The 26,927-nt window shown below is 57.1% G+C and carries 26 protein-coding genes; 7 read left to right on the top strand and 19 right to left on the bottom strand.

All coding sequences use genetic code 11. The features are described 5' to 3' along the window. Positions 1 to 1,091: 1,091 nt before the first annotated feature. Positions 1,092 to 1,397, bottom strand: coding sequence for a DUF3892 domain-containing protein (locus CLM74_RS06480; RefSeq protein WP_105163697.1), 306 nt, complete (start codon positions 1,395 to 1,397; stop codon positions 1,092 to 1,094). A gap of 414 nt (positions 1,398 to 1,811) precedes the next feature. Here CLM74_RS06480 and CLM74_RS21470 point away from each other — a divergent pair, with 414 nt between their 5' ends. After that, complete coding sequence (locus CLM74_RS21470; protein WP_158684115.1) at positions 1,812 to 2,306, top strand: hypothetical protein; 495 nt, start codon at positions 1,812 to 1,814, stop codon at positions 2,304 to 2,306. Between the two features lie 81 nt (positions 2,307 to 2,387). On the opposite strand, the gene CLM74_RS06470 is transcribed toward CLM74_RS21470, so the two are convergent. The 3 genes from CLM74_RS06470 to CLM74_RS06460 all read right to left on the bottom strand — a co-directional run bounded on the left by CLM74_RS06470 (position 2,388) and on the right by CLM74_RS06460 (position 4,530). Next, the gene (locus CLM74_RS06470; RefSeq protein WP_158684114.1) at positions 2,388 to 2,813 is read right to left on the bottom strand and encodes a hypothetical protein; all 426 of its coding nucleotides are present in this window, start codon (positions 2,811 to 2,813) and stop codon (positions 2,388 to 2,390) included. A gap of 2 nt (positions 2,814 to 2,815) precedes the next feature. Further along, positions 2,816 to 3,325, bottom strand: a complete 510-nt coding sequence (locus CLM74_RS06465; RefSeq protein WP_105163694.1) for an H-NS family nucleoid-associated regulatory protein — start codon at positions 3,323 to 3,325, stop codon at positions 2,816 to 2,818. Between the two features lie 293 nt (positions 3,326 to 3,618). After that, positions 3,619 to 4,530: a PDZ domain-containing protein gene (locus tag CLM74_RS06460; RefSeq protein ID WP_234003432.1), complete on the bottom strand. Its 912-nt coding sequence runs from the start codon at positions 4,528 to 4,530 to the stop codon at positions 3,619 to 3,621. 298 nt (positions 4,531 to 4,828) lie between these two features. Between CLM74_RS06460 and CLM74_RS21465 the strand changes: the two genes are divergently transcribed. The 3 genes from CLM74_RS21465 (at position 4,829) to CLM74_RS06440 (ending at position 9,052) form a co-directional block, all read left to right on the top strand. Next, positions 4,829 to 5,485 carry a hypothetical protein gene (locus CLM74_RS21465; RefSeq protein WP_158684113.1) on the top strand — a complete coding sequence of 219 codons (657 nt, stop codon included), beginning with the start codon at positions 4,829 to 4,831 and terminating at the stop codon, positions 5,483 to 5,485. Between the two features lie 333 nt (positions 5,486 to 5,818). After that, positions 5,819 to 6,295 (top strand): hypothetical protein, encoded by a 477-nt coding sequence (locus tag CLM74_RS06450; protein WP_105163692.1) that lies wholly within the window; start codon positions 5,819 to 5,821, stop codon positions 6,293 to 6,295. Positions 6,296 to 7,657: 1,362 nt separating this feature from the next. Beyond that, positions 7,658 to 9,052, top strand: coding sequence for a site-specific integrase (locus CLM74_RS06440; protein WP_105163691.1), 1,395 nt, complete (start codon positions 7,658 to 7,660; stop codon positions 9,050 to 9,052). Positions 9,053 to 9,460: 408 nt separating this feature from the next. Here the strand turns inward: CLM74_RS06440 and CLM74_RS06435 are convergent, their stop codons facing one another. The 3 genes from CLM74_RS06435 to CLM74_RS06425 form a co-directional block, all read right to left on the bottom strand. Further along, entirely contained in the window at positions 9,461 to 9,973 is a 513-nt protein-coding gene (locus CLM74_RS06435) for a transporter (protein WP_099540031.1), read from the bottom strand. Positions 9,974 to 10,217: 244 nt separating this feature from the next. Continuing rightward, positions 10,218 to 10,769: a hypothetical protein gene (locus CLM74_RS21460; protein WP_158684112.1), complete on the bottom strand. Its 552-nt coding sequence runs from the start codon at positions 10,767 to 10,769 to the stop codon at positions 10,218 to 10,220. Positions 10,770 to 10,975: 206 nt separating this feature from the next. Next, positions 10,976 to 11,314 (bottom strand): hypothetical protein, encoded by a 339-nt coding sequence (locus CLM74_RS06425; protein WP_105163689.1) that lies wholly within the window; start codon positions 11,312 to 11,314, stop codon positions 10,976 to 10,978. A 1,300-nt stretch (positions 11,315 to 12,614) separates the two neighbouring features. Between CLM74_RS06425 and CLM74_RS06420 the strand changes: the two genes are divergently transcribed. Then, positions 12,615 to 13,766, top strand: coding sequence for a DUF6216 family protein (locus CLM74_RS06420; protein ID WP_325051197.1), 1,152 nt, complete (start codon positions 12,615 to 12,617; stop codon positions 13,764 to 13,766). A gap of 112 nt (positions 13,767 to 13,878) precedes the next feature. Next, a complete protein-coding gene (locus CLM74_RS06415) occupies positions 13,879 to 14,688 on the top strand; it encodes a hypothetical protein (protein ID WP_105163687.1) in 810 nt (269 codons plus the stop codon). A 1,204-nt stretch (positions 14,689 to 15,892) separates the two neighbouring features. On the opposite strand, the gene CLM74_RS06405 is transcribed toward CLM74_RS06415, so the two are convergent. From CLM74_RS06405 to yhhA, 5 genes are all read right to left on the bottom strand, one after another. After that, complete coding sequence (locus tag CLM74_RS06405) at positions 15,893 to 16,177, bottom strand: GrlR family regulatory protein (RefSeq protein ID WP_234003431.1); 285 nt, start codon at positions 16,175 to 16,177, stop codon at positions 15,893 to 15,895. A gap of 312 nt (positions 16,178 to 16,489) precedes the next feature. Then, the gene (locus CLM74_RS06400) at positions 16,490 to 17,335 is read right to left on the bottom strand and encodes an HEXXH motif-containing putative peptide modification protein (protein WP_105163685.1); all 846 of its coding nucleotides are present in this window, start codon (positions 17,333 to 17,335) and stop codon (positions 16,490 to 16,492) included. After that, on the bottom strand, positions 17,319 to 17,891 hold the full coding sequence (yhhC, locus tag CLM74_RS06395; RefSeq protein WP_158684110.1) for a cyclophane-containing peptide 2OG-Fe(II) oxygenase YhhC: 573 nt from the start codon (positions 17,889 to 17,891) through the stop codon (positions 17,319 to 17,321). The genes CLM74_RS06400 and yhhC overlap by 17 nt, the downstream gene beginning before the upstream one ends. 8 nt (positions 17,892 to 17,899) lie before the next feature. Next, entirely contained in the window at positions 17,900 to 19,036 is a 1,137-nt protein-coding gene (gene yhhB / locus CLM74_RS06390) for a cyclophane-forming radical SAM/SPASM peptide maturase YhhB (RefSeq protein WP_105163684.1), read from the bottom strand. Then, positions 19,033 to 19,206 carry a YhhA family cyclophane-containing RiPP gene (gene yhhA, locus CLM74_RS21455; RefSeq protein ID WP_158684109.1) on the bottom strand — a complete coding sequence of 58 codons (174 nt, stop codon included), beginning with the start codon at positions 19,204 to 19,206 and terminating at the stop codon, positions 19,033 to 19,035. Before yhhA ends, yhhB begins: the two co-directional genes overlap by 4 nt. A 204-nt stretch (positions 19,207 to 19,410) precedes the next feature. Between yhhA and CLM74_RS06385 the strand changes: the two genes are divergently transcribed. Continuing rightward, on the top strand, positions 19,411 to 19,857 hold the full coding sequence (locus CLM74_RS06385; RefSeq protein WP_158684108.1) for an outer membrane protein transport protein: 447 nt from the start codon (positions 19,411 to 19,413) through the stop codon (positions 19,855 to 19,857). A gap of 398 nt (positions 19,858 to 20,255) precedes the next feature. Here the strand turns inward: CLM74_RS06385 and CLM74_RS21450 are convergent, their stop codons facing one another. The 7 genes from CLM74_RS21450 to CLM74_RS06350 all read right to left on the bottom strand — a co-directional run bounded on the left by CLM74_RS21450 (position 20,256) and on the right by CLM74_RS06350 (position 26,742). Further along, positions 20,256 to 20,918 carry a hypothetical protein gene (locus CLM74_RS21450; protein ID WP_158684107.1) on the bottom strand — a complete coding sequence of 221 codons (663 nt, stop codon included), beginning with the start codon at positions 20,916 to 20,918 and terminating at the stop codon, positions 20,256 to 20,258. A gap of 159 nt (positions 20,919 to 21,077) precedes the next feature. Continuing rightward, positions 21,078 to 21,311: a hypothetical protein gene (locus tag CLM74_RS06375; protein ID WP_105163682.1), complete on the bottom strand. Its 234-nt coding sequence runs from the start codon at positions 21,309 to 21,311 to the stop codon at positions 21,078 to 21,080. A gap of 88 nt (positions 21,312 to 21,399) precedes the next feature. Then, positions 21,400 to 22,068, bottom strand: coding sequence for a hypothetical protein (locus CLM74_RS06370; RefSeq protein WP_105163681.1), 669 nt, complete (start codon positions 22,066 to 22,068; stop codon positions 21,400 to 21,402). A gap of 63 nt (positions 22,069 to 22,131) precedes the next feature. Then, complete coding sequence (locus CLM74_RS06365) at positions 22,132 to 23,214, bottom strand: ankyrin repeat domain-containing protein (protein ID WP_105163680.1); 1,083 nt, start codon at positions 23,212 to 23,214, stop codon at positions 22,132 to 22,134. 121 nt (positions 23,215 to 23,335) lie between these two features. Then, positions 23,336 to 23,953, bottom strand: coding sequence for a hypothetical protein (locus CLM74_RS06360; RefSeq protein WP_105163679.1), 618 nt, complete (start codon positions 23,951 to 23,953; stop codon positions 23,336 to 23,338). Positions 23,954 to 24,253: 300 nt separating this feature from the next. Continuing rightward, the gene (locus CLM74_RS06355; protein WP_234003430.1) at positions 24,254 to 25,225 is read right to left on the bottom strand and encodes a hypothetical protein; all 972 of its coding nucleotides are present in this window, start codon (positions 25,223 to 25,225) and stop codon (positions 24,254 to 24,256) included. Positions 25,226 to 25,254: 29 nt separating this feature from the next. Beyond that, positions 25,255 to 26,742, bottom strand: coding sequence for a tyrosine-type recombinase/integrase (locus tag CLM74_RS06350; RefSeq protein ID WP_105163677.1), 1,488 nt, complete (start codon positions 26,740 to 26,742; stop codon positions 25,255 to 25,257). Positions 26,743 to 26,927 lie beyond the last annotated feature (185 nt).

The following is a 26,927-nucleotide window of genomic DNA, read 5'->3' as shown; positions in this document are numbered from 1 at the left end:
TCCCGGGTCTAACATCGAACTGCGCTCGATAATACCTCACCTTGCGCCTTCCCACCCATCGAGAAAGCGCCCCCCCCCCGCCAAACGGCAGCCTCAGATTGGAGAGCCTTATGCCTCATAAACTCAAAGGAAGAGACGGCGTTTCTATCAGCATACCGGATGGGGGGCATGGCCTCCAAGGCCAAGATGGTCACATGGTAGCGATAGTCAAAGGAGGACATGGATTGCAAGGGAGAGACGGCCGCATGGTTGCCATCGGCCCAGGCGGCCACGGCCTTCAAGGCAGAGATGGACGCATGGTCGCGATCCCGAACGGCGGCCATGGATTGCAAGGCAGGGATGGGCGAATGACTGCCATTCCACCCGGGGGCCACGGGCTTGAAGGCCGAGACGGCCGAATGGTCGCAATTCCGAACGGTGCACACGGGTTACAGGGCCGTGATGGGCGCATGGTGGCGATCAGGCGGGGTAAACATGGCATTGAGGACGCCAAGGGAAGGATACGCGTGAGGGACTAGCGGCCCTTTTTTGGGCCATTGCGGCTGAATCGCTTAATCGTAATTGGTCAACAAGTGTTTAAAACGCGTTCCAGGAGATGACTATGGCGCTTTATTTTGTAAATTACGATTTACGCAAGCAGCGAAACTATCAAGATCTTTACGTGGCACTTACTGGAATCGGGGCAAAGAGAGTTCTTGAATCAGTCTGGGTGCTGACGCACAACAACTCATCTTGCACGGTCATTCGAGACCACCTTCGCCAGCATATCGATGCTGACGACGGGCTGGTTGTATCTCAAGTATCAGACTGGGCGTCATATAAGCCTCTAAGTGCGATCCCAAACGTTTGATTGCGGGCGCCCGAAGTCACGACCTCCAATTCCCTATACACTTGAATATACAAAATTTAGGACAGCTTCAATTTTTATTTTAATGCTTGAGGAGAAGCTTGGATCAAAGATGCATGCACGCTCATCAGCCAAATTAATACGAAGGAGCTGAGAGGCAATCCTTCATCATCAGACTTGTTAAATAACGCAAGAGTGTCATGGCCCCGCCACACCGACGAGGCCATCCACTTTCACTGCCAACTTAGAAGGAAGGCAGGTTTTCCAAGTTATCCTTGGTGGTCTGATCATTCTTTGTCTTAAGATACTTTGTCGTCACGGGAGTGATCTGAAGCGGTGCGCCGACACCCCAGTTCCCATCTGCCTTCTTAAAGATCGTGGTGAAGCTCTTCCCTTTCTCGATTAGCTCGATCACCTTAGGGCGCGTCAGCTCTTGAGCGGGCTGCAAGGTGGTCGACCCCACCTTAACCTCATGAACTCTCAGTTTAGCGATGTGGGTTTCATCGCTGTTGTAGTTGACAGCAGACACGTAGAAATCCGGATTCGCCATTGCAAACTCTCCTTGTCGGTCAGTTATACGCATGTTCACTTCACGCGATCTCGACCACCGTGACTAACCATGCGCACGCTTTTCTCGCCCTCCATCTCATCCAGAAGCAAAAGCAGCTTCCGACCTATGGGGCGCGAAGCACTCAGATGCCTCTGGATCTTCGCATCTCCTTCACGGCGTCACAATCGGGTGGCACGGCAACACCCTGTCAGATTTGTCTGACAAGCTTCGGGCGCGGTTGGACAAAATCGAATCCTCACTGCTTGCATAGTCATGGCAAACCCCCAGCACGGCAGCACCTCCAGCAAGAGAGGTTCTCGGACCATATGGGGGAAACCAATATTTCGGTCCTGTTGACACCGATCCCAGAGAGGGGCCATTATCGGCCTTGACTACACCATTTTAGGGAAACCCATGGGATCGACTGTCACCACCTCTCGAGCCGCAAAGATCGTGGGTATTGGCTACGAAGGGCTACGCAGCTACCTGAAACGCGGCTTGCTGGGCGGCAGCGGCGTCATGCCTCCGTTCGTGGGAAAGAACGCGCCCGCGCCAGACCTGAGCGTTGTTCGAGCAACATGGAAGCGCTTTGGCTTCACGGATCTTTGCCTCATGCATCTGGCGAAGCAGCTCATAGACATGGGACTTACGTTCGATCAGGCCAACTCGGTAGTCTCCAATGAGAAAATGCGCCCCCTATTTCGTGAAGGTGCTCTTAAGGAAAACGCCCTGGTGATGTGCTGGCCGCCATACCATGACTTCATCGTGTTCGAAGGCGAGGAGCGACGAAAACTGCCCGATTGGCTGCGTGAAACGAACGGAACAGCTATTCTGATTGAGCTGAATGCAATTGCAAAAGCTGTCACTTCCAAATTGCAGGATACCGACGGTGAGGCACAGGCTTCTTAACATCGACCCTCTCGCACCGCCAATGGCCTGCTTCCAGGATTTGAATGCAGGAACGGGCGAAGTGCGCCTGCCACGGCGCCATCACTCAGACAAAGACCGACCGACTCGCCGCTGTTCGATGTCCGACCTCTCGGCCAGCCATTGCTCAACTGTCTTGCCCTTCAGTTCCTGAGCCAAGTAGCTAGCACAGAGCGAGGTGCCGTCGGAGCGCACATTGGACACGGTATGTGCGGCCAGGATCGCCGCAGCCAGAAGGTGTGGCTTCGTACGGCCGTTCTCCATCCAGTCGTTTGGCATCGCCTTGAGCGCGACCAACGCCTCCTGCCCTGACAGGTATTGGATGCAAGTCAGAAAGGACCACTGGAGCCCGACTTGCTCACGCAGGCGCCTGCCCGCTGCCTTCTCGTCCAAGCGGCCTTCGGCACTGTCCAGCAGAACGTGGGCAGCCGCGATGGCTTTGCCTTGGGACGAGAGTCGGCTCTTCTTCCTAGGGAACAGACCGCGCACGATCAAGCCTTCTTCACCGCCTTCCTTGCGTCTTTCTTCGGGGACTTCTTGATCACCTTCCGGGCCGGCATCGCCTTGCTCGCCTTCTTAACTGCCTTGGTCGGCGCCTTCTTCACTGCGCTGTCGGCAGGCGGAAACTTGGCACCAGAGTTGGCCAGGGACCAAGCCTTGCCCTCGGCTGACTTGGCCCAGGTAGTGAAAGCCTTCGGAGTCAGACCACGGCCAGCCCATGTCTCACCGCTCGGAAGCCGATACTTGGCGGCGACTTTTCCGAGCTTGCGGCCCTTCAAAAGTCCAGCCGCAGACTTGGCCGCGCGTACCGGCTTGACGTCAATCGTCCCCCCAATGAGCTTCGCGACTTGGCGACGCTGCGCAGTGGTAAGGACCTTCGCATATCGCTGGAGCACGGCAAGCGCTTTAGGCACCTCTCCGTCGCGTTTCTCAACCAGCTTTTTCTGGGCCTCAAGCTGTTTGATTTCAGCATCAAGCGATTTGAGGGTGGTCAGGGCCATAGGGTTACTCTGTCAGATAAGAATGCTTCATTTATATCCGATAACCTGCCGGGGAGTCATCCGTTCTTTGTCCCTCCACCAGTCGTGGACTGGCCAGTGCCAGCTAACGACGCTGTATAGCTTGGCGGCGCGCTCTTGAAATTCACAGCAAAGGGCGCGCACACCAGGAACGCCCACTGGCGCCGGCCCAATGGACCGAGCTTAGTGACCGAAGCAGACCGCACTCTCCCATGGGCCGAGCCCCGTGGCAAAGAGGCTGCGTCGCTAAACATCGAACCAGCCACGCTGCACGCTCATTGGCTCAACAGCTTGCTCTTTTGAGCGTCGAACTCGGCTTGGGTCAAGATGCCCTGTTCCTTTAGCTTCAAGAGCTTCGCCAGTTCGTCAGCGACCGATATGGGTTTTGCAACAGGGGCCGTTGCATCTGCGGGCTCCTCTACCGCGTTGAAGGCCTGAGTAGCCGCGGGTCGGTAGTCACGTTCGACGGTGAACGTGAGTGGAGAGTCGCTGCGCGTCACATCGAGCTGATAGGTCGGTGCCTTGGCGGCTTTTTCCAAGCCGTCCAAGAAGTCACTTTCGGTCTTGAACTTCTTTCCGGCCACTGAGGTAATGACGTCTCCTGCCTTGACGCCCGCTCGGTCCGCAGCTGCACCCGGCGTCACGTCACTCACCACGTAGCCCGCGTGCCTGCCGCGCGGAGCGACTTGCCCGAAGATTCCTAGCATGGCGTGGTTAGGGAACGTCGTTCCTGCGGGAAACGAGCCTCCAGCGCTGACTAGGAAGTTCATGATGCTGTTATGGAAATCCGCCCCGGAGAAAGGAGCACGCTGCATCTGGCCGAAAGCCATCTGGGTCTCCAGCCAACCCGACACCTGGACGCGCGATACTCCGGAAATCTCACTGACGTTAAAGCGGAAGAAACGCCGTGGCGGTGTGGAGTAGCTGTTCCCGAGCAGCATCTGTCCCATGATGGATTGGCCGGTGCTTAATGGCGACTCGCAAACAACCTCTGTATCGCTGCTGCTTACGACCGTCCACTGGACGTCCATGCATTTGCTCGACAAGCGCGAAACCGCCACCGACGCCTTGCTTGGGAACACCGCCTCCGGCATACCGCTGGGAGTTACAGCGAACAGCTGGGAACCAGCCGCAGTGAACGGCAGGGCGACGGAACCGAGCAGAAGTATCAGCCTGTGAATGGACATGTGCGCTCCCCCTGAGCATTCGACGTCAAGCATCCCCGCAATAGTAGCCATTTTAACGAAAATTACACAGGCCGGGGCAGCCCGCCGACACCCTGGTAAGGGACCGAAGCAAACAGCCGGGCCCCGGGAACTGAGCGGCGGGGAGCCGGGTAACGTCAAGCAGCTGCGCCGGCGAGCTGGCCGGCTCGAAGCACAACCCGGCAACCCGGGCAATACTGGAATACCGGATCGCGAGGACGCAGAGCTTGCCGTCCGGGGCGCGGTGACTTCCCCTTCCGATAAGAACTTAGGCGGTGAAATGAACAGTCCTAGCAATCCCCCTACTCCCATCCAAGACTACGCCAAGAGAACTGCGGGAACCTTGAATGCCGCAGGCGTGCTCGCCAACCGGCTTAGCCTGCCAGCTGGGCTGCCAGACAAATATATTGTGGCATGGACGCTGCTCAGGGTCTCATTCGATCACGCTGCGAGCATCAATTCGCTCCTCTATCACCATGGCATCGAACTGTCCGGATCAGCATTTGCACTACTTCGGCCAATGAATGAGGCACTCAAACGAGGCGCCTGGATTGCACTCTGCGCCACGGACGACCAAGTCCAAACGTTCGTCACCAAAGATAAGCTCCCCAAGGTCAATCTCGCCGAACAGATCGAACAGGTCCCGCCCTTTGATGAGTTCCCTTTGTTTAGCAAACAGCACGCAAATGCTTGGGACAAGTTCCATAGCTTTACGCACGCAGGAAGCCAGATGGTTGGTGCCTATACGCAGGGGGAGAGCGTCGGCCCCGCGTTCCCGCCGGAGCTCATCATCGAGGTGCTAAATCACGCTGAAGCCATTGCGATGATGGTGGTCCAAATTATGGTAATGATTGCTGGAGATTTTGACCCAGACCTCGGGCATGCTGTTCTCGGCGAGCTTAACGAGATCGTCCCGGTTGCGAAAAGGCCGCAGTAAAACTGATGCTAGCCCTTGTGAGCGGGAACAGCTCCCAGCTGCAAACGCTCACTGACGGCGCCCTTCCAAGCCAAGACAGCATGGGCTCGCCGTGTAAGAAGAGCCGATTTATACCTCCTGGCATCCGGAATGGAAGCACCCCTGCCGCTTCCTAGCGTGAAAGCCAACGTCCTGCCGCGAAGCCACGCACTTGCCATCTCAAGGCAACGCCGCTCTGAGGCGCACCCAATCCCCAATCAATCGCACCATTCCCTTCTGGTCTGTGCGCCTGAGCAGCCAACGCGTGGCCACTGTATGCTCGGGGTTCTGGATTAGCCTAGAAAGGATGCAAGCATGTTCACTCCGGAGCAAACCGAGCGCATCGATGAAGTGCAATCTATCCTGCACTTTCCGCTGGATCGGCCCTATCAGCTTCGTTCAACAAAAATGCTGGTCTGGAACTACACAGCGTTCCAGACCGCGCTCACGATCTCCTGGCTTATCACGGGGCGTAGCGGAGAAGGCACGGCGGAAGTGGCGGAAACCTTGACCTTCATTTCAGGCCAACTGAGCCTTGGCAAATCCGACGAGGAAGCCCCATTACTCGCTGAGGGGGACTTGGCATCCTTGGGGTTACGTGATTACGAGACCTTGATAGCTTCGGCCGATTGGCTACCCTTGGAGAGCGCACGCCAGATGAATCCTAGCTTGATTTCCGAGGCATTCTCCCAATTTGCGACTGTTCTGCATCGTTCATGGCTTGATGACGAGTTGGCAAGAAAATATGCATCTTCTGCAACTGCCCAGCGAAAGCCTAAATTCGGCGGATAGATGGCATTGCCAGGTCAGCGTGAGCTTGGCTTTGTGCGAGCACTAAGCGCTCGTGCCACGCTTGCATCTGGGCCAACTGCCGCTCGTAGTATCGCTCGGTGTCTGCTTTACCCTTTTCGTTGAGATAGTTCCAGGTTACGAGGGCGCACTCCCACTGACCGTTCAAGAGCGCTGCTCGCATCGCGTATTCCGCATCGGGGATCAGTGCCCTCTCAAGGATCGCTTGGCTTAGGTGAGCATCGCCCGTCCTGTTCGTTATCGAAAGCAGACTCATAAAGGCGCGATGATCATCCGACTGTGTGGACAGAGCAACGCGCACCAGAGCTCTTGCCGTCGTGCGATGGCCCCACGGAAATGCCAGTGCAGCTCCTCTCGAGCAAAATCGAGCGATATCTGACAGTCCTTGACGAAGTAGAAACAAAGCCACGCGCGTGTGACCTCTCTCGGCGGCCAAGAGAAACCCGTGCTCCATCCTCCAAGACGTGCTCGCTCGGCCTATAAGCACTCGTACACCCCCCAGGAAACCTCTCTCGCAGGCCTCGGTGAGCGCCCGATCACAGCGGGCAGCCTCATGCAATTGGTCAAGCATCTTAATGAGCGCCGCGAGATCACGCCGTCTGACGGCCCGTACAGGCGTATCGAACTGGTCGTTGGCTATACAGCGGGCCGCGGGCGAGATTAGAGTCCTGACATGCACCCTAGAGTTCCGCGAGAGCAATCGCATATCGACCGTATGACCCCTGATGAGGGGCAGAAGATCAGGCGTCCAATGGCATTGTTCAAAGACAGCGTAGGTCATGGTGTGCTCCCCTACCTAACCTAGCGTCTGATCAATGCCTGTCAACATGCCCTCTCCGCAACTTGAGGGGGGGTGCACAGGTCAGACGTTTACGCCTTGGGCCCGAGTCAAGCTGCCCAGGAAACACCGCAGGCCGCCGGCTTTTTCCGCTTGTTATGTCTCAAAATAGCACGGCCAACGCCGCGACTCTCGCTCGCCTTGAGGCGACTAATTTCAGATTGCCTAACTGCCTTCTTAAGTAGATTTACTTTAGGCAAATTCCCGCCATTTACCCTGCGTTCATTTTAACGCTGAGATATAAGTCTCATTTATCTGGCTTTTGTTACTTTTAAACACTACATGCGCATAGATGGTTTTGAGAGGACTGCACGGCCGCATCGCTTTGCTACACATGAGATTACGCTAAAAAAGTAACATTAATTATGGCGAGCAACTGTTCTCAAAAGCGCATCGGGATGCGAGCTGCCTTAGGCAATCGATGCGTCACTATTTTGTGCGTTTTTTAGCGTTGACAGATTCCGACGCCGCCTTATCCGTTAGATGTCTTCAATAACGGAAAAGCAATGCCCTCTCCCGCCTCCCCAATCCTTAGTCAGTATTTCAATAATCCAACAGGCCAGCTCGTCATCCAAAGTATCCGGATCGGCAAAGCCGAGTTCAACAACATCCAAGTTCAGGACCGCGCCGGTGCTTTGCACCTCCAAGAACTTATCCAGGCGACCTACGACCACGTCGAACGGATGCGCCGCCGGCGCAGGTGCGGCACCCGATACCCAGAGCCCCTGCCCGTAGCGACACCAGCCCGCCTTCTCTCGGCAGAAGTGGAGGACTTCTTGCTGGACAAGGGCCGGCAGAACAATCGCCGCACGACCATCGGCGCTTATCGCAAAACGCTCGATATCTTAAAGCTTACGTGCGGCGACATCTCCATTGCGCGCATTGACCACACGCACATCTATCAAATGTGGGAGGTGCTGCGTTGGGCACCGAAGGACTTCCTGACAAACACGGCCTATCGCGGACTGTCTGTTGAAGCTTTGGTCCGCATAGGTCAAGCATCCGGTCGCGCGCAACCTGCTAACGCTACGTTAGAGCTTCACAGACGATTGCTGTCCTCGTTCTTCAACACCTTGGCACGCGCCCGAGCGATCCCCCACTCGCCCATGGAGGCTTTCAAACCGGCCAAAGAAGATCTCATTAAAGACACTGCCCAGGCTGATCGCCTCCTGACGGCTGCGGATGTTCAGAAGATCTTTAACCCCACAACGTTCTTGCCTTGGGCCAAAAAATATCCGCATCGTTTTTGGGGAGTGTGGATCGGGCTTTACACGGGCGCTCGCGTCAATGAGGTAGCCCAGCTTAAAGTGAGCGATGTCATCCAAGAAGATGGGACTTGGTGCTTTTCTATCCAAAAGACCGCCGATGCTGATCTTGCTAAAAGCACCGGCCAGAGGAGCCGGCAAAGCCTTAAGGGGGCAAGCGCCATTCGCAAGATCCCTATCCACCCTGAGCTCCTCAAAGCCGGCTTCCTTGACTATTTGGCCGACATCAAGGCTTTCGGGCACCCACGGCTGTTCCCCCATCTATCCGCGGGCGCCAATCGAATGACGGGAGAAAGCAATGCGCATTATGGGCAAGGGCTGGTCAATCAATTCGCCGCGTATCTTAAAGGACTGGGCTTTGCCAAGGGGATTGGCTTCCATGCGTTTCGCCATACGCTTGCCACGGAGCTCGACGCCAAAGGAGTGAGAGAGGAGCACATCGCCCTCATCACCGGCCACTCTGTGAGCAAGAAGGTCCCGGTTCTCCAAGAGAACTACATCCATAAATCGCAGGAGCTTGTCCGGCAAACCCAAATTCACGCGCTCGCCCTTTATCGACCCGCTGTGACGCCAACGCCTTACGTGCGCGGCCAGTTCAGAGCGCGTTTGTGCAAGACCGCGAAGGTCTATCCGTGATACATCGATCTCGACGAAGGTGCGCCCCAGCCCGCCTGCCCAGGATGGGTATTTCGGCCCCTCCCAAGAGAGCGCTCTCAAGTCGCCTGGTTGATCACTTCTGGGAACGCGGTGGCTGCTGTGGACACATCGAGACAACGATCAGCACCGATGGTCACTTCGCTTCGTCGGCGAGCGTACCGAGACTCATGCGTTCGAAACCGAGCGCCATGACTAATCCTCGGGCGTCCGCGTTTGACATAGCGGACGTGTCAGCCCAAGAAGGGCCGATGCAACAAACGGCGATCGCAGGAGCGCTTTGATGCAATGAATCGCGGGGCCGCGGCGGCTCTGCGCCCACGCAATCACCTGGCGCTTCCCTACTCAGCGCGGGCAGCCGTGACGGTGCAAGCCAAGCGTGCCCAGCCGCTACCGCAGAACAACCTTGGGCACGCCGCAGAAAAGCATCCATGCGGCCAGGGCTGCGCCATAGCCGAGCACTCCGCCAACCAGCGCCGTGCCGAGCACATTTCCTGAAAGGAGCTGATAGAGGCTCTGTCCCCTCGGTGCGGCGCTGGGGCCCCACTCAAGAACGATAAGCGGCAGCAGGATGAGGCCAATGCAGATCAGGGCGCCTCCGGTTGCGACAAACACCCGGGTGGACAGGCCATTGTCGGGCGGCTTGAACCCGGACAGCGCACGACGTATCCGAAGAAAAAGCAGGGGCACAGACACCAGGTACATCAGAGCCACGTAGACCCATGCACGCGCGTCGTCAGCGCGTTCACCGTCTATCAGCTGCTTGACCATCGGCAGGCGATGGATCGCTTCTGCTGCCAGTGCAAGGCATACGCTCAGCCACATGGACGTCTTGAACAGACGAGAAACCTTCTGCCATTGCGCGTCCCGCCGCTGCTGATCTGGATCCGGGCCTTCGAACATGCACGCTTTCCTAGGTAGGTGTAGTGCCGGGAGCGCAGCGATTCTGCGGTGTGTTGTTGCAGCGGGCTTAACAGTTGGTCAATCAGCCGCCGATTGCGGTGTTGATCCCGGCGCTGAGGTTCATGCCAGCGCTCATACTTGCGTCGAGACCCGTCGAGCCGCAGCAGGGACTTATCCAGCTTCACCCGAACCAGAAACACCACGCCAAGCTTCTCGTCCTGCATTGCATCGCAGGACAGGCTGACTACCTTTCACTTAATTTAATAAACCATCGCGAAACGATTTCGGCTGCCCGCAGATGATCGGAATTGTTGCGGGCAGTGTAGAGGTACTCCAAGTAAATCCCCTGGAGCTGAATTTCTGCCAAATAGTTCCCTTCGCCCGGCATTTCACCACTGCTTTGCCTCGCGTGAACCCGCCGCCCTTCGGGGCCATCAAAACGGACGATTCCCAGCGCAAAAGCATCACCTGGTTGGAAATAGCGGACAAATCCCTCGCCTTCATCTGTTACACGAGCGCCCTTCTCGTCTCGTGTATAGGCATCAGGGACGCGCCCCGCCCGGACCAACAGTCGAATGCGTGACGTCGCAGAAACGCCAGCTCGTGCTGCGCCAACCAAAACGCGGCCGTCGTCAGCGGAGAGATAGACGGCCAAGGCATTGCCTCCAGCGGGCTCGGCACCGGGCTGGTTCATATATGGGCGCAAGGCTTCGTGCATGGACGATTGCTCGTGAGGTCCTTGGCAGGCGACCGTGACCACCAGCAGAAGTGTCATCAGGATGCGAAACAGATGCATGGGAGTGTCCAGTGCAGATCGATCCTCTAGTCAACCATAGTTATTCTGGTGTACGTGCAGAACCGGCGTATCGGCCGGGTTTTTCCGAGATGATCCAGCGGGAGCATTGGCGAGGCCGTCTGACAAGCTACATGTAGCATGCAACTTCACTTCTGCTTCGCCGCAATTTCAGATCGCGTATCCGTGCATTGGAACAAAGTTGAAGTTCAACCGCGTGTGGACATCATGCGTCGCATTCCCCCGAACAACATCCAGACGGCAAGAGCCGCTGCGTAAGCCAGCACGCTTCCGCCCAACGCCATCCCTGGCAGGCTCATTGCGAACAGCATATAGGCGGCATGAGCACTTCCGACGGCCTGAGGTCCCATCACCAATAGCAATATGGGCAGCGCAATGATCAATGGCAGAGTCGCGACTGCAAGCACAGCGAAAAGTAGGCGATCGCCCAACGCGCGCGTCGGCACCGTGTACTCGCGCAATGCAGCGAAGATTCTGACCAGCAACACAGGCAGGACCACCGCATACAACAACGCTACGTAGATCATCACCCTTGGTCCCACGCCCCAAGCATCACCAAGCATACCGGGCGATGTGGACCATCGAGCTAGGCAGTCAGCGACGATCGCAGTTGCAGTGCTTAGGTACACACTGACTTTGAACTGCGCGGATACGGCCTTCCATTGGGCAACACGCTGTTGCCACTCAGAATCCATGCCTTCATACATATCGGAGTTCTACTTAAGGAGTGACGAGAAAGCTCAGCGCTCGCACAGGAATTCCGCAGTGTGCCGCTGCAACAGACTTACCAGGCGAGCGATGAGTCGACGTTTTCCGACTGATCCCAGCACCGAGGTTCATGCCCGCGCTGAGACAAATCCGCACTTCCTCGATGTGGACCGCCAGCTGCTGCACGATGCCCGACACCGCCGCGCATAGCATCATCAATCGATCACCTTGGCCCGCTCATCGTGGCCTTCTAGCCCACCCGACGAACGAGCAGCACAGTACGATTTTATCGAAACCGGCACTAGAGGACGCGCATTCGTGCGCCAACTGGCCGCCATCCGCTGCAATTCCATGAAACTGAGCGAGCAGAACCAGCCCGCGTAACGCCAAGCTAATCTCCTCACCCTCGCCCCTCGCCCCTCGCCCACGACCGACAGCGTCGCATTTCCGTGTGACATGTCATCCCTGTTGCGCGGCTTCACAGTGAGCGCGCGTGTCCCGGTCGCGGAGATTGAGTGCGGCGAGCGCCGTTGTCAATAGCCGTTAAACGACGCCACGAGGAACGTAATCGGACCGGCTTTCCCAACGCCCCTGGTCGAAGCCGCCCCGACCTAACTCTGTGACTCAAATCGGTTACTGACAAGCGGCACCCTGGACGTAAAGATCTGTCCTCGGTGCCCTCGCCCCTGCTGTCGCTCAGAATGCTTTGCATTAACGGCAAATATGGCGATTTGACAGAACGTCATCTCCAGCTATGTTGAGGCCATGACGAAATCGTGCCCCCTCAACCCCCGCTTTATCCCCTGCGACTTGCCTTTGACAGCGAGGGAATCCCATGCCCGTCGATGCATTGTCCAGTCGGTGGTCGGTCAGGTAACGCGCGACGGCGGAAAAGTGCCGCAACCCCTACTTGTACTTTTAGAACGGTATGTCAAAGGGGAACTCGAGTTTGTTTCGTCCCGTGACACAAGTAGAGCGCCACAGAAGGAAGCAGCCCGCCCGACCTGCAACGCTCTCTCCGGAGCCAGAGCTCCTTCTAGGCAGTGCTAAAATTCCTGACTTGGACCTCAACGAGCATACATTGATCGTCACCGGCGCTCGGCAGGCATCACGTACTGGATGATGAGCTGGCCGTGGAAGCGCGGCATGCCCATTAATCACTGTCCCGGGCTCAGACTAGGACTCGTTTGTTTGTTGTCAACCGCGATCACTATGCGTCGATGGCAAAGGAAACTAAAGATTGCGGCCGCGGTGCCGATAGTCAAATCTGCAGCAATAGCACTGCCTCAATGGAATGTGAGCATGAAGTGGGAAAGCGTATATACGATGGAGCCCGTGTGGCTAACCTTCATCGGATTGGCTCTAGCGGCGGGGCTCATCTGTTGGCTCGCGGGCTCGCTACACCCTCTCAAACATCGGCTGCTACGACTATTCATAAGCCGTGATGACATTGAGGACCGCTTCATGAAACAAGCCCTCGCTGAGAGCTCGGCCCTGTCTGTCCTAGAGTTGACCTATGGAGTTCGCGCCCACACGGTCAAAGACGCCAAGCGGATCATCGGAAGAGCACATTCTCTAAATGTCCCACTTCGTCAAATCGGCCTTGCTGGGACCGCGTTCGATACGGAGACGTTCACCATCATCGCTAATAAGCGACCGCACAGCATTGCCGTGTGGCTAAGCTTCTTGGGGATGGTCTTGTGCTGGGCGCTTATGATCATCTTCGCCTTGGGCGCCACCGAAAGCAGGCTGCTTGCCACGCTCAAGGAGACAGATACCTGGATCTGGCTAGGGAAGGAGCAAGCCCAACTTGCGCGGACCACGTTCTCCGGAAATCCTGCATTTATCAGGAAGACCGATTGCCCGTTGAGCGAAATGCCCGCTGCTGGGTTGCCGCCTAACGGCCCCTCTAGCCGAAAGAAACCATCCGCCACTTCAGATCCCCGCTTCAACAGTGAAGACAAGGTCATCCTTTGCCGCATCTGGCAAGATCCGTCACTCCTTGCTGCCTTAGAAGCCGCTGTGCGAGAACAGCGCGTCGCGTTCTCCCTTACCGCAGCATTGATGGCAGCAGCTAGCCTCTTCTTCATTTACGTGCAGCGCCACGCCGCCGCCGTGCGACTACTTGAGCGCTTGCGCGGCGTGGGCAGCGCGGCGCTCACCAGGGCGAGCAGAACAAGGTCCCCTCACTTGGTCATGCACCTTAGAGTCGGCTCCTGGTTTAGCTGCCGCCTACGTGTCCGATGGGGTGGCAAGCGCGAGCACTCTTGAACAAGCTCCTTCGCTGTCGCTCACTGTCGCGGCCAGCGAGAACTAAATTTAGCAGTACCTTTCGAGCTCGACGAATTCGAGCAGAACGCAGCATCATCAAGGATATAATGCAATGCCCCAGGGAAAGACGTCTGATTTCAAACCCACCTATGAACAGCGCTTCATCCTATTCTTAGATTTTCTGGGATTCAAGAATATAATCCAGGAAACAGTCACAGATGAAAAGCGGATCGCAGATGTCATTGATGCAATCTCCATCATCAAAGACATGGGGGGCTCAAGAGAATCCCTTAAATCAAAGGTCGTCACGCAGTTCTCCGACTCGATTGTGATTTCATATCGCTGCGACGAGCCGTCCGCCGCATTCGACCTCGTGAGTGAAATTGGCTTTGCACTTGTCAGGCTTGTCGAGCGGGGCTTCTTAGTCAGGGGCGCCATTGCGATCGGCGACCTGATTCACACGGAGCAATACTTGCTCGGCCCCGCGATGGTGGAAGTCTACGAACTTGAATCCAAGTGCGCGATCTTCCCCAGAGTCCTCATCAGTGAAGGACTGCTTGACGTCGCCAAGGGGGCACCAGCTCCGCATCATGATGGCGATGAAGAAGCAGACTATATCGCAAAGTATCTCAAGCAGGATTCTGACGGGCTTTACTACATTGACTATCTGACCTGGAATGGAGTCGTGCACACCATCGGCGGGGACAGCGAACTGTTCCCGCGATACCTCGGAAAAGTTGCTAACCTCATAAAGAAAGGCTTGACGTCGAAAGCGCCTGACGTTATCCAGAAGTACAGTTGGATCCGCACAAGGTATCTTGAAGAGGTGAGATCAATTTGTGACCTGCCTGAAGATCATCGCTGGGTGCTAACCCACCCAGATGAGCACCGCTACATCAAGGGGCTTCCGACAACGTTCTAGGACACCACGGTGCACCGTGAGGAGCGGTGCACCTTTCCCTGGGTCCATCCTCAAGCCCCAACGCACTGAGTTGCAACCCTTGTCCAGAGCGCCCCGATCCAGAGCGTGCAGTAGCTCCACGTTTACGCTGTGCCGCGGTCCAGACATCCCCGCCCCACTGCCCTACTCCTCGGCACAAATGACACATCGAGCTCCACTGGGGGCATCGGGTATGACTTGCCCGTTCTTCCCGCGCATCCTCACAACCGCAGGTCGCTCACCAGTATGTTGCTGGCTCTCCGCAATGCGAACGGAGCTGGTTATAACCCACTCAAAGCAAACGTCGATGACGCCACTTGTCGCAGAGCTCGGTAGAAACCGCGCGTTTGCTTAGGGGCCGACCCTCAGAAGGGGAGCCCATTCGCGGTCAGAGCGCACCCACATTTGTGACGGATGCTTGCCTTTTCTGCAAGACTCCGACCAGAGGACGACCGCCTGCGACGGTCCGACCGACGCTCCCGTTGAGGTAGGCCGCCTGCAGCCGACCCGCTTCCAGCACGGCAGCAAGTGCGAAGCTGTCTAGATGCCTGCGCAGTGGCTCCCCAGGCGACGCCAAGCCGCCCTCCCGCGGCTGCACTCTGGCCGCACCACCATCATCATGCTTGCATAGGCCGTCGCCATCATCTGACTGCTCTTCTGTGACCAGCCGCCCAGAACAAGCGCGACAGGCAGGCTGTCGCGCGCCAACCCTAGTTCCGCAGCGGCCTGAACATAGTTCGGCCAAAGACGGTCCATGACTAGGCCTAGCTCGGCCATCAACTGCTCCATAGTGAAGTCGGCGCGAAAGCTTGCCAGAAGGCACAGCTCCGTAGATCCTCATGAAAGACTGGGCGGAGCCGCGACTTGCCAGCACCAGGTTGTGTTCAGGGACAAGCAAAAGCTTGGCCCCTACCGAATGCTTCTGAGTAGATGCCAATGAGACGGCCGTCGGGCGAAAGCCGGACACTATCGTCAGCACGTCCGGGCCGTCCGGGCCGTCCATCTAGAAGGTTCAGTTGGTGGTGGAGCACGACGCGCTTGAGCATGCTGGAGCGTCTTGGGTCTTCGCTCTCCTAAGGGGGCTGCCCACTACTTTTGTGGCGCTTTGGGCACAACCGACCAAGCCTAGGCAATGCCGCCGGATCAAAGAAGGCCCCCAAGCTGGGGGCCTTCTCGTTGCTGACGCTTAGGCCGCAGGAGCCAAGTAGCACCCCTCCACTACCAAGGCGGCTTCAGAGCGCCCAACGATGCTGCCCTTGGCACTAGAGCCGGATGCCGTTGCATCGCCCCGGAACTCGAGCTCGAACTGGTCGAGTCCACCAAACACGGATTCAGAGCCCGGATCCCAGCGCTTGATGGTTAGTTTTTCCAAAAACCCCGGGCCTTCAGCCCGCTTAGATCCCGAATACGTGTAGCCGGAATCGCCGTCGTTGTCGCTCTCCCCTTTAAATACAGCGATGCCCTCGCTCACTCCCTACGTGCTCGACGAGAAACGAACATGGTAAATGCCGTCTTTCATTGCCGCAGCTCCACTGGGTAGGAGTAACGATCAGAGCCCCCTCAGTCTCATCAGCTGCAACGGCCACAAGCCAACCATAGAGTGACCGCGTCCAGTCCAGTGAGCCAAGCTCCCCTTCCTTGGAGAGAATCGAGCCACTTACATCGTTCTCCATCAAACACAACGAAGGTTCCCACCTCTTCATAGCATTGCCCAAGCGCCCTCCCCTTGAACCGAGCCGAGGTCAATCGCAGCAGCGAGCACTACAGAGAAGAGTTCCCGCCGTTACACTGCGGCGACGAGGACCGAATCGACCATTCGGCGCGCAAATTGAGCGCCGGTCTGCGTCAGCCCGTCCTCTTCGGGGAAGCTCTCCAGTTGCTCGACTTCGCTGGAAATCTCCGGCAACCGCTGCTCTGCGTACGTGCAGTTCGGGCCGCGAAGCGTCAACCACTCATGGATGGCCGCGAAGACATAGAGCCCGTGCAGCACCCCTCCCACCGGTCGATGCCCGTCACGCCAGGGGGAGTGGTAGGTTGTCTCGTTGTCGCGGACCATGGGGATGACGCGCTCTATCAGCGATAGCTGTAAGTGCATGGATTCGTGAACAAAGCTCTCAGCCAAGCGCAACGCTGTAAACCGCTCTTGGGGCGCAGGCGTGGACACGAACACACTGAAGGGAAGCGCGGGATCGCTGTGACTGACATCCATGCCCTCGCCAGCTGATCGAAGCAGGTGGGTCGTCTTCGCCAGCTTGATGACGCAGGCAAGCAAGGTCGCCGGCATCGATGCAGCGCTTAGCGCCTCGTAAAATACTCCCTTTGGCATGCCAACCACCTCTTCAGTGGAAAGGAAACTCAGACCGTTCGCGCTGTAACGATCCTCGACGGCCGAGGCCATCACCTCCAAGCAGGTCAGCGCCTTGCCATTCGCCCTGAGCTCCTGGGTCCACGAGGGACGGCAGCTGGGGCCGCCGACAAAGCGGGACGTCCCGTAACTCGAGGGCTCAGTTCGGGATGCTTCGTGCCACGACTGGACAAGCCGTTCAGCCAGCCCCGGCATCCAGCAGGGCTGTGGGGAAGACAGGGCGAGCGTAACCTGGGCAACGACCGCGTCAGTCATGTCGCGCATAGAACGAGAACACCAGCGTGAAGCGATCCCCTGACACGATGGGCGTCACGGCGTGGTGTGAGGTGGGGCCGATAGCAAATGCAAAGCCGGTGTCGTGCTGCGGGCGAAACGCTTTGACGAGATCGGAAGCGTCCTCCGATGCAAACAGCATCAAGATCCCCCCGTTCTCGTCGACCCACCCACGATTGAGTTGAACCAAGACCCGATGTGTCTCTTGGCCAGGGATGTAATCGTTGTGGATGCGTATCCGCTGCCCCCGCACCAGCTTGTGGGCCGTCACATCACAACGCTCATCCAAGCGGGTGCCGAAGACGGCCTCCACCTTCGAGCGCACGCCTTGGACGATGTTGCCTCCCACCAGCGCATCGATGATGGGAGGCAGCTCGCAATCCAGCATGCTGAACTCATACTGCTCGTAAAAGCTTTCAACCTTCAGGCGCCAAGGGGCGGAGGTTTCAAACCAAGCCAGCACAGCCTCGCTACCCGCCTCGCCCAGCACGTGAGGGACGGACAAATGCTCAAAAGGGTCACGCTCAAGCGGAGCCGCAGTTTCCAAGAACCCTCTCACGCGGTTAGCCCCTCGCTCCTTAGCCTATTTCTGATGGAACCGATGATATGCAACTGGTCCGCGCAATAGACGGAAGGGTTGTTGAGGCCGTCGGCTTGGCTCCACCGATGAAGCGGCATGCCGCCTCCGCACACGGACAACTCGGCGCACGAACAACATTTCGACGCCGTTGGGCGCTGGATTTCGTGGTAACGAGCGAACTCCTCGCTTCGCACCACTTCGGAGAAGCGATGCGTATACACGGACCACGCCTGCTCGAACCGGTCCCCGCCCGGCTGAGTGCTCTTGAGCGTGTCGTTTTTGGTGATGCTACCATCGGTGTCGACGATCAGGATCCCATAGTCCATTTCCCCCAAGCCTTCCTTGACGCCCTTCCCGCCAAGCACAAGCTTGATGAGATCGTCCAGGAAGCGAATCTTCGGCGGATTCGGGTCAGCAAGGTATCGATCCAACACCACTTCCAGCCAGCGGCCATACTCGACCGACTGCGCCGCCGCCTTGCCGTAGGGGAGAACGGAGTGGTTGCCGTCCCGATACAAAAAGTCGATCGACGGCGACCCGAGCGACGTCAGATAGGCATAGACCTCGGCAGGAGAAGATCCAGGGTCGATGACTGCCAAGACCCCCGAGAACAGACGCTCCGTGGATGGATGGGCCTTCAGCAAAGTGATCCCGGCTCGGGTCTGACCATGCGTCCCTTGCCCCTTCTTCCCCACCCTAAAGCGATCATGGACCTCTTCGGGCCCGTCGATGCTGATGGACAACGACACGTCCGCCTCATCGCAGACGTCTAAGACTTCCTTAGTTAGCAGGAGCCCGTTGGACTGGATGGCGATGGGGTAATCGCTGGAAAGGACGCCCCTCAACGCGATCAACAGCTTTTTCAACCGCCGTGGCCCCATCATCATCGGCTCGCCGCCGTGAAGCACGATGGCGAACTTGCGTGACTGGGCTCGCGCCAGTTCTGAGAGGCGCTGACAAAGTGCGTCGACGGTGGCGTCACTCATCAGGGCAGGCATCCCACGCCAGCCTTCGTCCCCCATGTTGTAGACATAGCAGTAGGTGCAATCGATGTTGCACCTACTAGCTACTTTCAACAGAACTGTGTCGACTTGGGCAGTCGACGAGCTCATCTGTTATGCCGATTATGCACCCGATCATAGCCACCCATGGCCACGTCGTTGTTGCGAACCTCTTCAACCAAACGAGTAAGCGCCGCGCTGGACACTGCCGCCAAGTTTACTTCCGCCTCGGCCCCCGTGGCCAGGGCGTCGATACTGCCTTCGTTAAGCGGGTAATCCATGTCCGACTTCCTTTTGTGCAGGAACGGTGATCATAGTTCATTCAAACAGTGCTGTAAATCACAATTCAGGATTACTATCAACCACTTACGAGCGTCCAGCACGGGTGGACCACCTTAGCCAAAAAACGGAAAGCAATTTACAATCAGACACTTACAGCTCTCGCTATTCTGAATCATCACTTATCCCGTCCATTGGGGCAGCTCATGACGGCGGAAGAAGCGCTCAATCTTCCCGCCACGCTGACGGACAGCATCAGTCATCAAGTCAATGATCGCTGGACGGTCATGGCCGACGTCATCCGAACAGGCTGGTTCGAGTTCGCAGAAGCGCGACTGGACTTCGAGTCGGCCCAGCCTACACGGGCTTTGGACTTCGGCTATCGGGATACGACCTTCGCCCCGATCGGGGCAGAGTATGGCTATAACGACAAGCTGACGCTTCGCGCGGGCTTGGCCACAGACCAAAGCCCGGTCACCGACGACACCCGTGATGTCCGCGTGCCGGACACCGACCGCCAGTGGGTTTCCTTGGGCGCGACCTATCGAGCGTCCGAGTCAGCCGAACACAGCTTTGGCTACACCCATCTCTTCCTCGACGAGCCGGAGGCATCGCTGGTGTCGGCAACGGAGCACGCTGCAAGGAAAGTATGACGTCGGCACAGATATTGTGGCTTTCTCTGCGGCCTACTATTTCTAAAGAATCGGGCGCCCCCCCCTCCCACGTCCGTAGGGTGGCGGCGAAAGCCGTCAGCCGTCCGTCCGTTCGTGGAAACGCGGCGTTGATATCTTCTATCAAGCTCGGTCATCGTTCATATTGATTTCTTAACCCTTTGTGGGGCAGCTGATACGCGCGAAGCCCAGCTCACCCAAGTGCATGCCGGCCACCAGCAGCCGCTCTTCACTCACTATATCCAACAGCGCTGAGCGGGCGGCTGTCGCCCGCTGCCGATCTTGATCGAACGCAATGGATACGTTCGGGCGCGCAATACGGAATGTGCGGAAAGTGCGCTATATCGCCCCAGGTCGTGCTTACGCGCCCATGAAACTGCTCAAATTCTCCGCTGTGGCAGCTTACGCTTCGGTGCCAGCGGTTTGGTGCACAGATCCAACTCGTCCCGGGCAACGTCCGACCGCCGAAGGGCCCGATAGGTATCCATGCATCTCCGATCGGCTTCGGTTATCCGCCGATCAAACAGCCTGGCATCGCCCCCATCGAAGATATGCACGGCAGCCGGCCACCTTTTCTCGACCAGCGCCAGACGAAAAGCGGTGACAAGCGATTTGTTCGACGGGCGACACGACAACATGATCTTATCGATGACATCTACAGCACCGACAGTTCCAGCGGCATAGAGGGACTTCACCAGTGCAGGCGGCTGAGCGAACCGTGATGCCTCGAAAAACAATTGACGGACGGTCGCAGTTTGACTGTCGTTGATCGCCGCTGCCAATGCCCCATCCAGGGCATCGGCAACATCGGGAAGAGCACGTCGGATGATCATCGAAGCGATCTCGGCATGACCTAAACCTGCGGCCACTCTCAACGCGTGCTGCGCGCTCCTCCCATCCGACAGCGATGCCAGCGCCAGCGTCACAGCAGAGCTGTCACCTCTCAACACCGCAATCAACAGATGGCGGCGTTCTTCCTCGTCTTGGTTATTCTCAGAATCAGACGGGGTTGCTGATCTATCAGAGTTCGAAACTTGATCCATTCATCCACGTTAGATGAACGCTCTAAACTGTCAACGTGCGCGGCAGGTTTTTAGCCCTCGGCTGTGAGCTACCAGGAGAGGAATTCGCAGGAGACTTATGCTGCGAAGGCGTGAATTGTCAGTCCAACGCTTGAAACCTTTACGCAAAAATCCCCGCTGTCATTCGTAGTCTTCCACGTTAGCGATATCCAACTCGTAGTTGCTGGCAATGAGCATGCCATCTTCGCTCAAGCTCTCGATTGTGGGCTCATTCACCCACTCCTCGACGGCAAACGACGCGTCCGACAGGATCGCCTCCTTGGCCATCTTCAAGGCTTCTTCTGGGCTTTCGGCTTCGACTTCCAAGTAGTGCGCGCACTGCGCAAAGCCATTGAACTCAACTTCGTACTTCATGTGATTTCTCCTTGCCGAGCACCCTGCCCGGCTTCGGAAACAAAGTTACAATGAGTTCCTTAGACCATCGAGTACGGAACCGTACCGTCTAGCTGACGATCGATTCAGGCGCTGTGACCGTGGCTTCATCGAGCTCCTGCCTATCCAAGAGCGCTACCATTTCTGCATGAGATCGGTCGATATGGATCCGATACGCCTGTCGCCATAGGCGCTTCTCGGCAAGGTCAGCCCAAGGCAGCATCAACGCTTGATCAACGCCAAGCGCCGCGATCCTTGCGCCGCGTGCAAAGGCCTCTTCAATCGCGTCTATGTCCAGGGTTGTGATGCCGACATGCGAGATGATGCGATTGATCTTTTTGCTGGCGTCCCGCATGACAATAAATGGCGTTCCGTTAGCCGCTCTGCCAAGACGTCCTTCCAGTTCGCCTGCAATGGCGTGCACGGACTTATTCATTCGGCCGAACCAAGTCAAAAGCTCGCCCTTGCTGATCATCTTCGGACGACCAGCGGCGTGGGCGAACGGGTTGAGATGCGTGCGCTTTAGAGCTTCGAATTGCCGCCGTGGAATGGCCAAGTAGAACTCAGCCATTGACTGCGTAAAGCGCGTACCGCCCGGCGCCTGATCCAAGAGCTCACGGACCGCTTGATGGTCTGATCGCGCAATGATGACCGACCTTTTGCCAGGGTTGGCGATGATCTCTAGGGCAGAGCGAATAAATCCCTCCTCCAAGCTGTCTTGATTGCTAATCAGTGTCATTAGTTCGATCTCCCGTGACCCAACGCCACTCCGGCTCTGCGCAAAGTATGCTTGAAGCTCGCATCATATCCGGCGCGCAGGATGCGGCTTCTTAGGATGACCTCCGGCCGCCGCCTCACACTCTCTTTCCCGACTCTTCTCGTTGAATCGCAGTTCTTTGTTCTGCGCTGCGGCACCAGCCTTCGCGATTGATCGATCGAGCCTCACCTCAACGACCTCGTCTGAGATCAGCTCACGCACGTGATCCAGATTGACCCGGCGAACCAACAGATCAGCCACCGCATCGTGTGCGCCGAGCAATGCAGCGTATAGGGCCACTTCGGGATAAGCAGTTTTATGCGCAAATTCCATTACCGATTTCACCACCTCGGCATGACCATTCTTGGCGGCAACGAATAAGGCCTCCTGGCCGAAGTCGCGCGGCGCAAAGCCGGTTCGGACAATGGCCCAAAGCAGAGTTCGGACCAAGGGGGCATGCCCCCTAGCGGCTGCAATGTTCAACCCCAAGCTATACGTGTCCTCCGGATCGGGAAGTCCGGCCCCGATCAGGAACTTGATCACGGCCTCATGGTTATGCTCTGCCGCAGCTTCAAATCCCCGCTGCGCGCATTGGACCTTGGACGAGAACGGTAGAAGGTGCTTGACCACTTCCAGATGACCTGCCCTGCAGGCCGCGATCAGTGCTCGACTTCCCCTAGCCTTAGCATCCGAGAATAAAACCAATTGGAAGACGACATCGGCGTGGCCATGAAGTGAGGCCTCATATAGCGCTTGCGAGTCGCCCGCCAAAGGGCTGCAAGAGCGCATAAGCAGCTTGACCGTTTCAACATGCCCATGCCTGGCTGCGAGGATAAGCGCATCTCCGCTTTCGACGCTGCAGAACTGGCTTATTCTTTCCGCCCACTCCGTCTTGCCTGCTTTAGCCGCCTCATTCAATGGTTCGCTCTGCCAGGAGCCCGTCAGCAGCGGTAGGAGCTGCTCAATGACCTTGTCACGATCCAGCCTGATCGCCAATACGATGGCGTTTCGAGCTGCCTCGTCTACATCCTTTTGCTTCTCGCAGAGAGATACGACCGTGGTCAAATCGCCCTCATGGATCGCTTTCTTAAGTCCTCGATAGAACTGCTCTCTGTTCTTATTACTCATCCTTCCAACGTATCGCCATAATCGAATTCGTCAAGGCCCAAAGAGCAGTAAACTCCTTACTAAGCTGGTCAAAAATTCTTCTTGCGGCGCCGAGAAAACTGCGTCTGCCACCTTCTCTTGCTCATCGTGGCCCTTCTGATCCCGTGCTCAGCTCCGAACGAAGTTCGTCACGCTCCCCTGCGGCTTTGATGGCGGCACGCTCCTGCGCCCAAAGATCATCGACAACCCGTTCGTAAAGACGACGGGCAGGCATGTTTGCCCACGCCTCTCTCAGTGCTTCGTTGAGAGGGGCAAGGACAACCGCTTCATCACTCAGCGCACGCAGGACGTCATCGACGCTCTCGGCATCCAAGATGTGTCCCCAGATCTTTCCCTCGCTTGTGACGATCCAAGGCGCATCAGAGGTCAGGTCGTCGAATCGCTGGAACTCGACCGCAAAGCCAATCAGGCTCGAACGCCACGCATCTAGGTCGCCCTTACGGTAGCGCGTGTGGCGATTGGTTGCGTAAAGGCCACTGGCGTCAGGGTTCTTCGCCCTGGCCGGTCCGACTCCCGCATCGATCGCGCGCTTCAAAGTCTTGGTGCTTCTTCCCACATATATCGCCGCCTCGACAGCATTGAAGTCGGCGTCTTCGGGGCGCTCTTCCAAACGGCGGCGCACTTCCGCGAGCTGCTCAGCGGTCAGGCGCTTTTGCGCAATCTGGGTCAATCGGAATGGGATGTCATTGCTTTCGTTCACGATGCTTCCTTGTCCGTCGCCGCAACATCCTTGACATTGACAAATAGTCCCTTAAACAGAGTAGCCAAATAATCAAGGAGAATTTATGCGAACCTTGCGTTACGTCCCCGCTCACGAAGAAATGAGCCAGAAGGAATTCTGGATTAAGGCCTACCTGGCATCGCTTCATAGGCTTGATCAACAGGAAGCTTGCGAAGAGGCTGACCGGGCCTTGGCCACTTGCAACAAAAGATGGAGCCAAGCGCTCCTCGAGCCCTCTTGGCAATTCCCGCATAACTTTCCACTAGGTGCGTCAGACCCCTACGAAGATCCATTTTGAGCGGGATAGGCGGGCTTCACCATTGCGACATTCGACATGCTCTTCTTTACCGCTGGCGCTGGTCGTTCTTTCAGATCCAGTAGATACGCAAGGTGGTTGGTGTCGGAAACGACGCGAAAGAATGCGCCCGAGCTCGACAGCATGATCATGTGGAGCGGCTCGGGACTAGCCGTCCATTCCTCGTCATCCTTCCATTCCCCAGTGCCCTCCGACTCATCCTCAGAAACTCTCGACTTATGACTTTCATGACTACTTCTGTGACACAAAAAGTTAACGTATTCACTGAACTCATCTTTGTCGAGGCCAACATTGTGCTTTTTCCCATAGTCGCCGCGACCTATTGAAATCTCTGCGAAGTGGTTGAACAGGAAATCTAGTCGAGCACGCCCGAGTAGCTTTTCTTTTATAACTACGCCAATCTTCATCTCACGAAGAGGGCGCATCGTCTGACTTACAAGCTTCTCCGCATCCGTCCGGTGCGCTATGGACCCAGTGATATAGGGCTCCGCAAAAATCGTTCCCGCGACGCCATCATTGCTTTCAGCTGCGTTGAAATAGACGAAGTAGTGACCACGAAGCGAGAGCTCCAAGTTTCTGGCGGACTTGCCCAAGCCCTCGTTGTTGACATCGTTTACCAGCGCGCTGAGCCTCCGATAGACCTTCTTCGGCTTAAACGCTTCGCCCTTGCGCCACTCGTCTCGAATTCGCACACGCTCGGACTTGACCTCAAAGATGAAGAACCGCTCATCCTCGGTCAGCAGTGTGACGTCACCAATCCTTGATTCTGCGTTCCCGTCCAGCTTAGCGAAGCCTGGGGGGACAACTCCCCTAAGGCGCGGATCACCATCACCTAGTCTCTTGGACTTCTCGGTATTCAGGTAATTCATCCATTGCATATCACGCAGCGCAACGACAATCGAGTCTTCCCACAATCTGGCTCTTCCCTTTGCCATCAACCTCTCTCCGATTTAGATCAGTAGGATCAAAGAAGCATTGAAGCCACCAGAGGATCTGCACCGAGGATAACCCTTTCAATCCGGGTCATCTCTTCCAGTAGCCGCGCATCGTCCACCTTTGTATATCGGCCGGTAACGTCCCGACTGTTACGGTGATTGAGAAGCCGCTTCACCACCGCATACGAAGCCACTTCTTCGGCCACTGTAGCAAAGGTTCGGCGCAGGTCGTGGGTCCGAAGCGCTTCGATCTCGCCGGCCTTTTTCAGGCCCTGCAAGATTGCCTTGCTATCCAAGTAGTGGCCCTGAACCGCCCTGCTGCTCCGTGCGGGGAAGACCCAAGGAGACTGACTCTTCCGAGACGTCTCCTCGCGCAGGGTCAAAATGCGCTTGGCGCCTGGCGCAATCGGAAGCGTGTGGGTAGAGCCATTCTTCGTATTGGCAAAAGACACCCACCCCCCTTCCAAATCCACCCAAGAGCTGATCGAAAGATCTCGCTTATCGATCCGGTGGCGCCATTTCAACGGGGCCGCCTCACCCCGCCTGGCGCCCCAAAGAAGCGTCAAAAGCAGGTAGTCACACGCCGTGCGGTAGTTATCAACCTTTCGCCGCTCCCAAAGCGCCGTCAAGAAGCGCCCCAGTGAGCCGTCGCGAAGCTGCATCGGGTTGCGGGCCTGGCTTGCTTCATAGTCCGCCTCCAACTGCTCGCGCGTTCGGTAGCGCCCTTCTTGGTGAAGCACCGTAAAGGGATTGATCTGCAGCGAAGGCGACCGGCCCGCGTTGGCGGCAATGCGCTTTTCCCGATCCATGCAGTAGCCCACGGCGCGACTGGCCCAACGGAAAGTCAGCTCTGCGGTGGTGACGGTTGGCTTATCAAACGCCGTGGTTGTGGCATTCGCCCGCTTGGTCCCCTCGGCCAGATGGCGCTTGCCCTTGGCGATTTCGTCAAACGCGTCCAAGATCCGCTGTTCGTTGACCAGGTCACCGATAGGCAGATCCAACAGATCCACCTCAGCCCGGCCGAGCCGCTTCTCCGCATATTCCAGCCCCCGAAGACTGCTGTCCTTGGCTGGCCTTGCCCGCTCGATGAGGTGACGGCGATAGAGCGCAAAGCACGCCTCAACCGTCATCAGGCTTACCCGGATCTCGTCCTTGTCGATTTGCTTGGCCTGGGCGGGCGTTTTACCACTAGCTTGCATGGAGGCCAAAGCAACCTTGGCGTCTTCGCGGGCCTTGGCAAGGGTGATGTCCCGGCAGTTCCCCAAGGTCGCTTTGAGCACACGGGCACCGATGCGCCGCTGCAAGATGTAGCTCATCCCGGTTCTGTTCACCGCCACCCCAAAGCCAACCGGCGCATCTCGGTGGCTGTCGAACACCACATAGCGCTTCTGATCCGTATTCGGGGCAAACTTGACGATCTTGCCGTCGGCGTTGACCTCCGGCACGCGCGTGAAGGACAGCTGCTCTTTGACCATGGTCGCCGTGAGCGCCAGACGTCGAGAGGCCTTGTTTTCCATCGTGTAGCTCCGGGTGGACCCTGTTTCGCTGGACGTTATCCTAGGGCGCTACTTTGGCGCTACAGGTGACTGTCCAAAGACGGGAACAGATGTCCCTACTCGTCCACAGTTGCTGTCAAACAGATCACTTAAAGTATTGATTAATATGTCAAAAATTGAAAAGCAGCAGGAATCCGGAAGCGCGG

The organism is Stenotrophomonas sp. MYb57, from assembly GCF_002966815.1.
Lineage (GTDB): Bacteria > Pseudomonadota > Gammaproteobacteria > Xanthomonadales > Xanthomonadaceae > Stenotrophomonas > Stenotrophomonas indicatrix.
Note: the sequence above shows the minus strand (reverse complement) of the source record. Positions and strands in the feature narration are given on the sequence as shown.

Excerpts from the sequence above, each read along its gene's own strand:
- CLM74_RS06355 (WP_234003430.1), bottom strand. The coding sequence starts at position 25,225 with ATGGCAAAGGGAAGAGCCAGATTGTGGGAAGACTCGATTGTCGTTGCG.
- CLM74_RS06435 (WP_099540031.1), bottom strand. The coding sequence starts at position 9,973 with ATGTTCGAAGGCCCGGATCCAGATCAGCAGCGGCGGGACGCGCAATGG.
- CLM74_RS06415 (WP_105163687.1), top strand. The coding sequence starts at position 13,879 with ATGCCCCAGGGAAAGACGTCTGATTTCAAACCCACCTATGAACAGCGC.
- CLM74_RS06365 (WP_105163680.1), bottom strand. The coding sequence starts at position 23,214 with ATGAGTAATAAGAACAGAGAGCAGTTCTATCGAGGACTTAAGAAAGCG.
- CLM74_RS21460 (WP_158684112.1), bottom strand. The coding sequence starts at position 10,769 with ATGCATCTGTTTCGCATCCTGATGACACTTCTGCTGGTGGTCACGGTC.
- CLM74_RS06375 (WP_105163682.1), bottom strand. The coding sequence starts at position 21,311 with ATGAAGTACGAAGTTGAGTTCAATGGCTTTGCGCAGTGCGCGCACTAC.
- CLM74_RS06450 (WP_105163692.1), top strand. The coding sequence starts at position 5,819 with ATGTTCACTCCGGAGCAAACCGAGCGCATCGATGAAGTGCAATCTATC.
- CLM74_RS06460 (WP_234003432.1), bottom strand. The coding sequence starts at position 4,530 with ATGTCCATTCACAGGCTGATACTTCTGCTCGGTTCCGTCGCCCTGCCG.
- CLM74_RS06400 (WP_105163685.1), bottom strand. The coding sequence starts at position 17,335 with ATGCGCGACATGACTGACGCGGTCGTTGCCCAGGTTACGCTCGCCCTG.
- CLM74_RS06465 (WP_105163694.1), bottom strand. The coding sequence starts at position 3,325 with ATGGCCCTGACCACCCTCAAATCGCTTGATGCTGAAATCAAACAGCTT.
- CLM74_RS06440 (WP_105163691.1), top strand. The coding sequence starts at position 7,658 with ATGCCCTCTCCCGCCTCCCCAATCCTTAGTCAGTATTTCAATAATCCA.
- CLM74_RS06420 (WP_325051197.1), top strand. The coding sequence starts at position 12,615 with ATGATGAGCTGGCCGTGGAAGCGCGGCATGCCCATTAATCACTGTCCC.
- CLM74_RS06480 (WP_105163697.1), bottom strand. The coding sequence starts at position 1,397 with ATGGCGAATCCGGATTTCTACGTGTCTGCTGTCAACTACAACAGCGAT.
- CLM74_RS21450 (WP_158684107.1), bottom strand. The coding sequence starts at position 20,918 with ATGGATCAAGTTTCGAACTCTGATAGATCAGCAACCCCGTCTGATTCT.
- yhhB (WP_105163684.1), bottom strand. The coding sequence starts at position 19,036 with ATGAGCTCGTCGACTGCCCAAGTCGACACAGTTCTGTTGAAAGTAGCT.
- CLM74_RS06350 (WP_105163677.1), bottom strand. The coding sequence starts at position 26,742 with ATGGAAAACAAGGCCTCTCGACGTCTGGCGCTCACGGCGACCATGGTC.
- yhhA (WP_158684109.1), bottom strand. The coding sequence starts at position 19,206 with ATGGATTACCCGCTTAACGAAGGCAGTATCGACGCCCTGGCCACGGGG.
- CLM74_RS06385 (WP_158684108.1), top strand. The coding sequence starts at position 19,411 with ATGACGGCGGAAGAAGCGCTCAATCTTCCCGCCACGCTGACGGACAGC.
- CLM74_RS06425 (WP_105163689.1), bottom strand. The coding sequence starts at position 11,314 with ATGATCTACGTAGCGTTGTTGTATGCGGTGGTCCTGCCTGTGTTGCTG.
- CLM74_RS21465 (WP_158684113.1), top strand. The coding sequence starts at position 4,829 with ATGAACAGTCCTAGCAATCCCCCTACTCCCATCCAAGACTACGCCAAG.
- CLM74_RS06370 (WP_105163681.1), bottom strand. The coding sequence starts at position 22,068 with ATGACACTGATTAGCAATCAAGACAGCTTGGAGGAGGGATTTATTCGC.
- CLM74_RS21470 (WP_158684115.1), top strand. The coding sequence starts at position 1,812 with ATGGGATCGACTGTCACCACCTCTCGAGCCGCAAAGATCGTGGGTATT.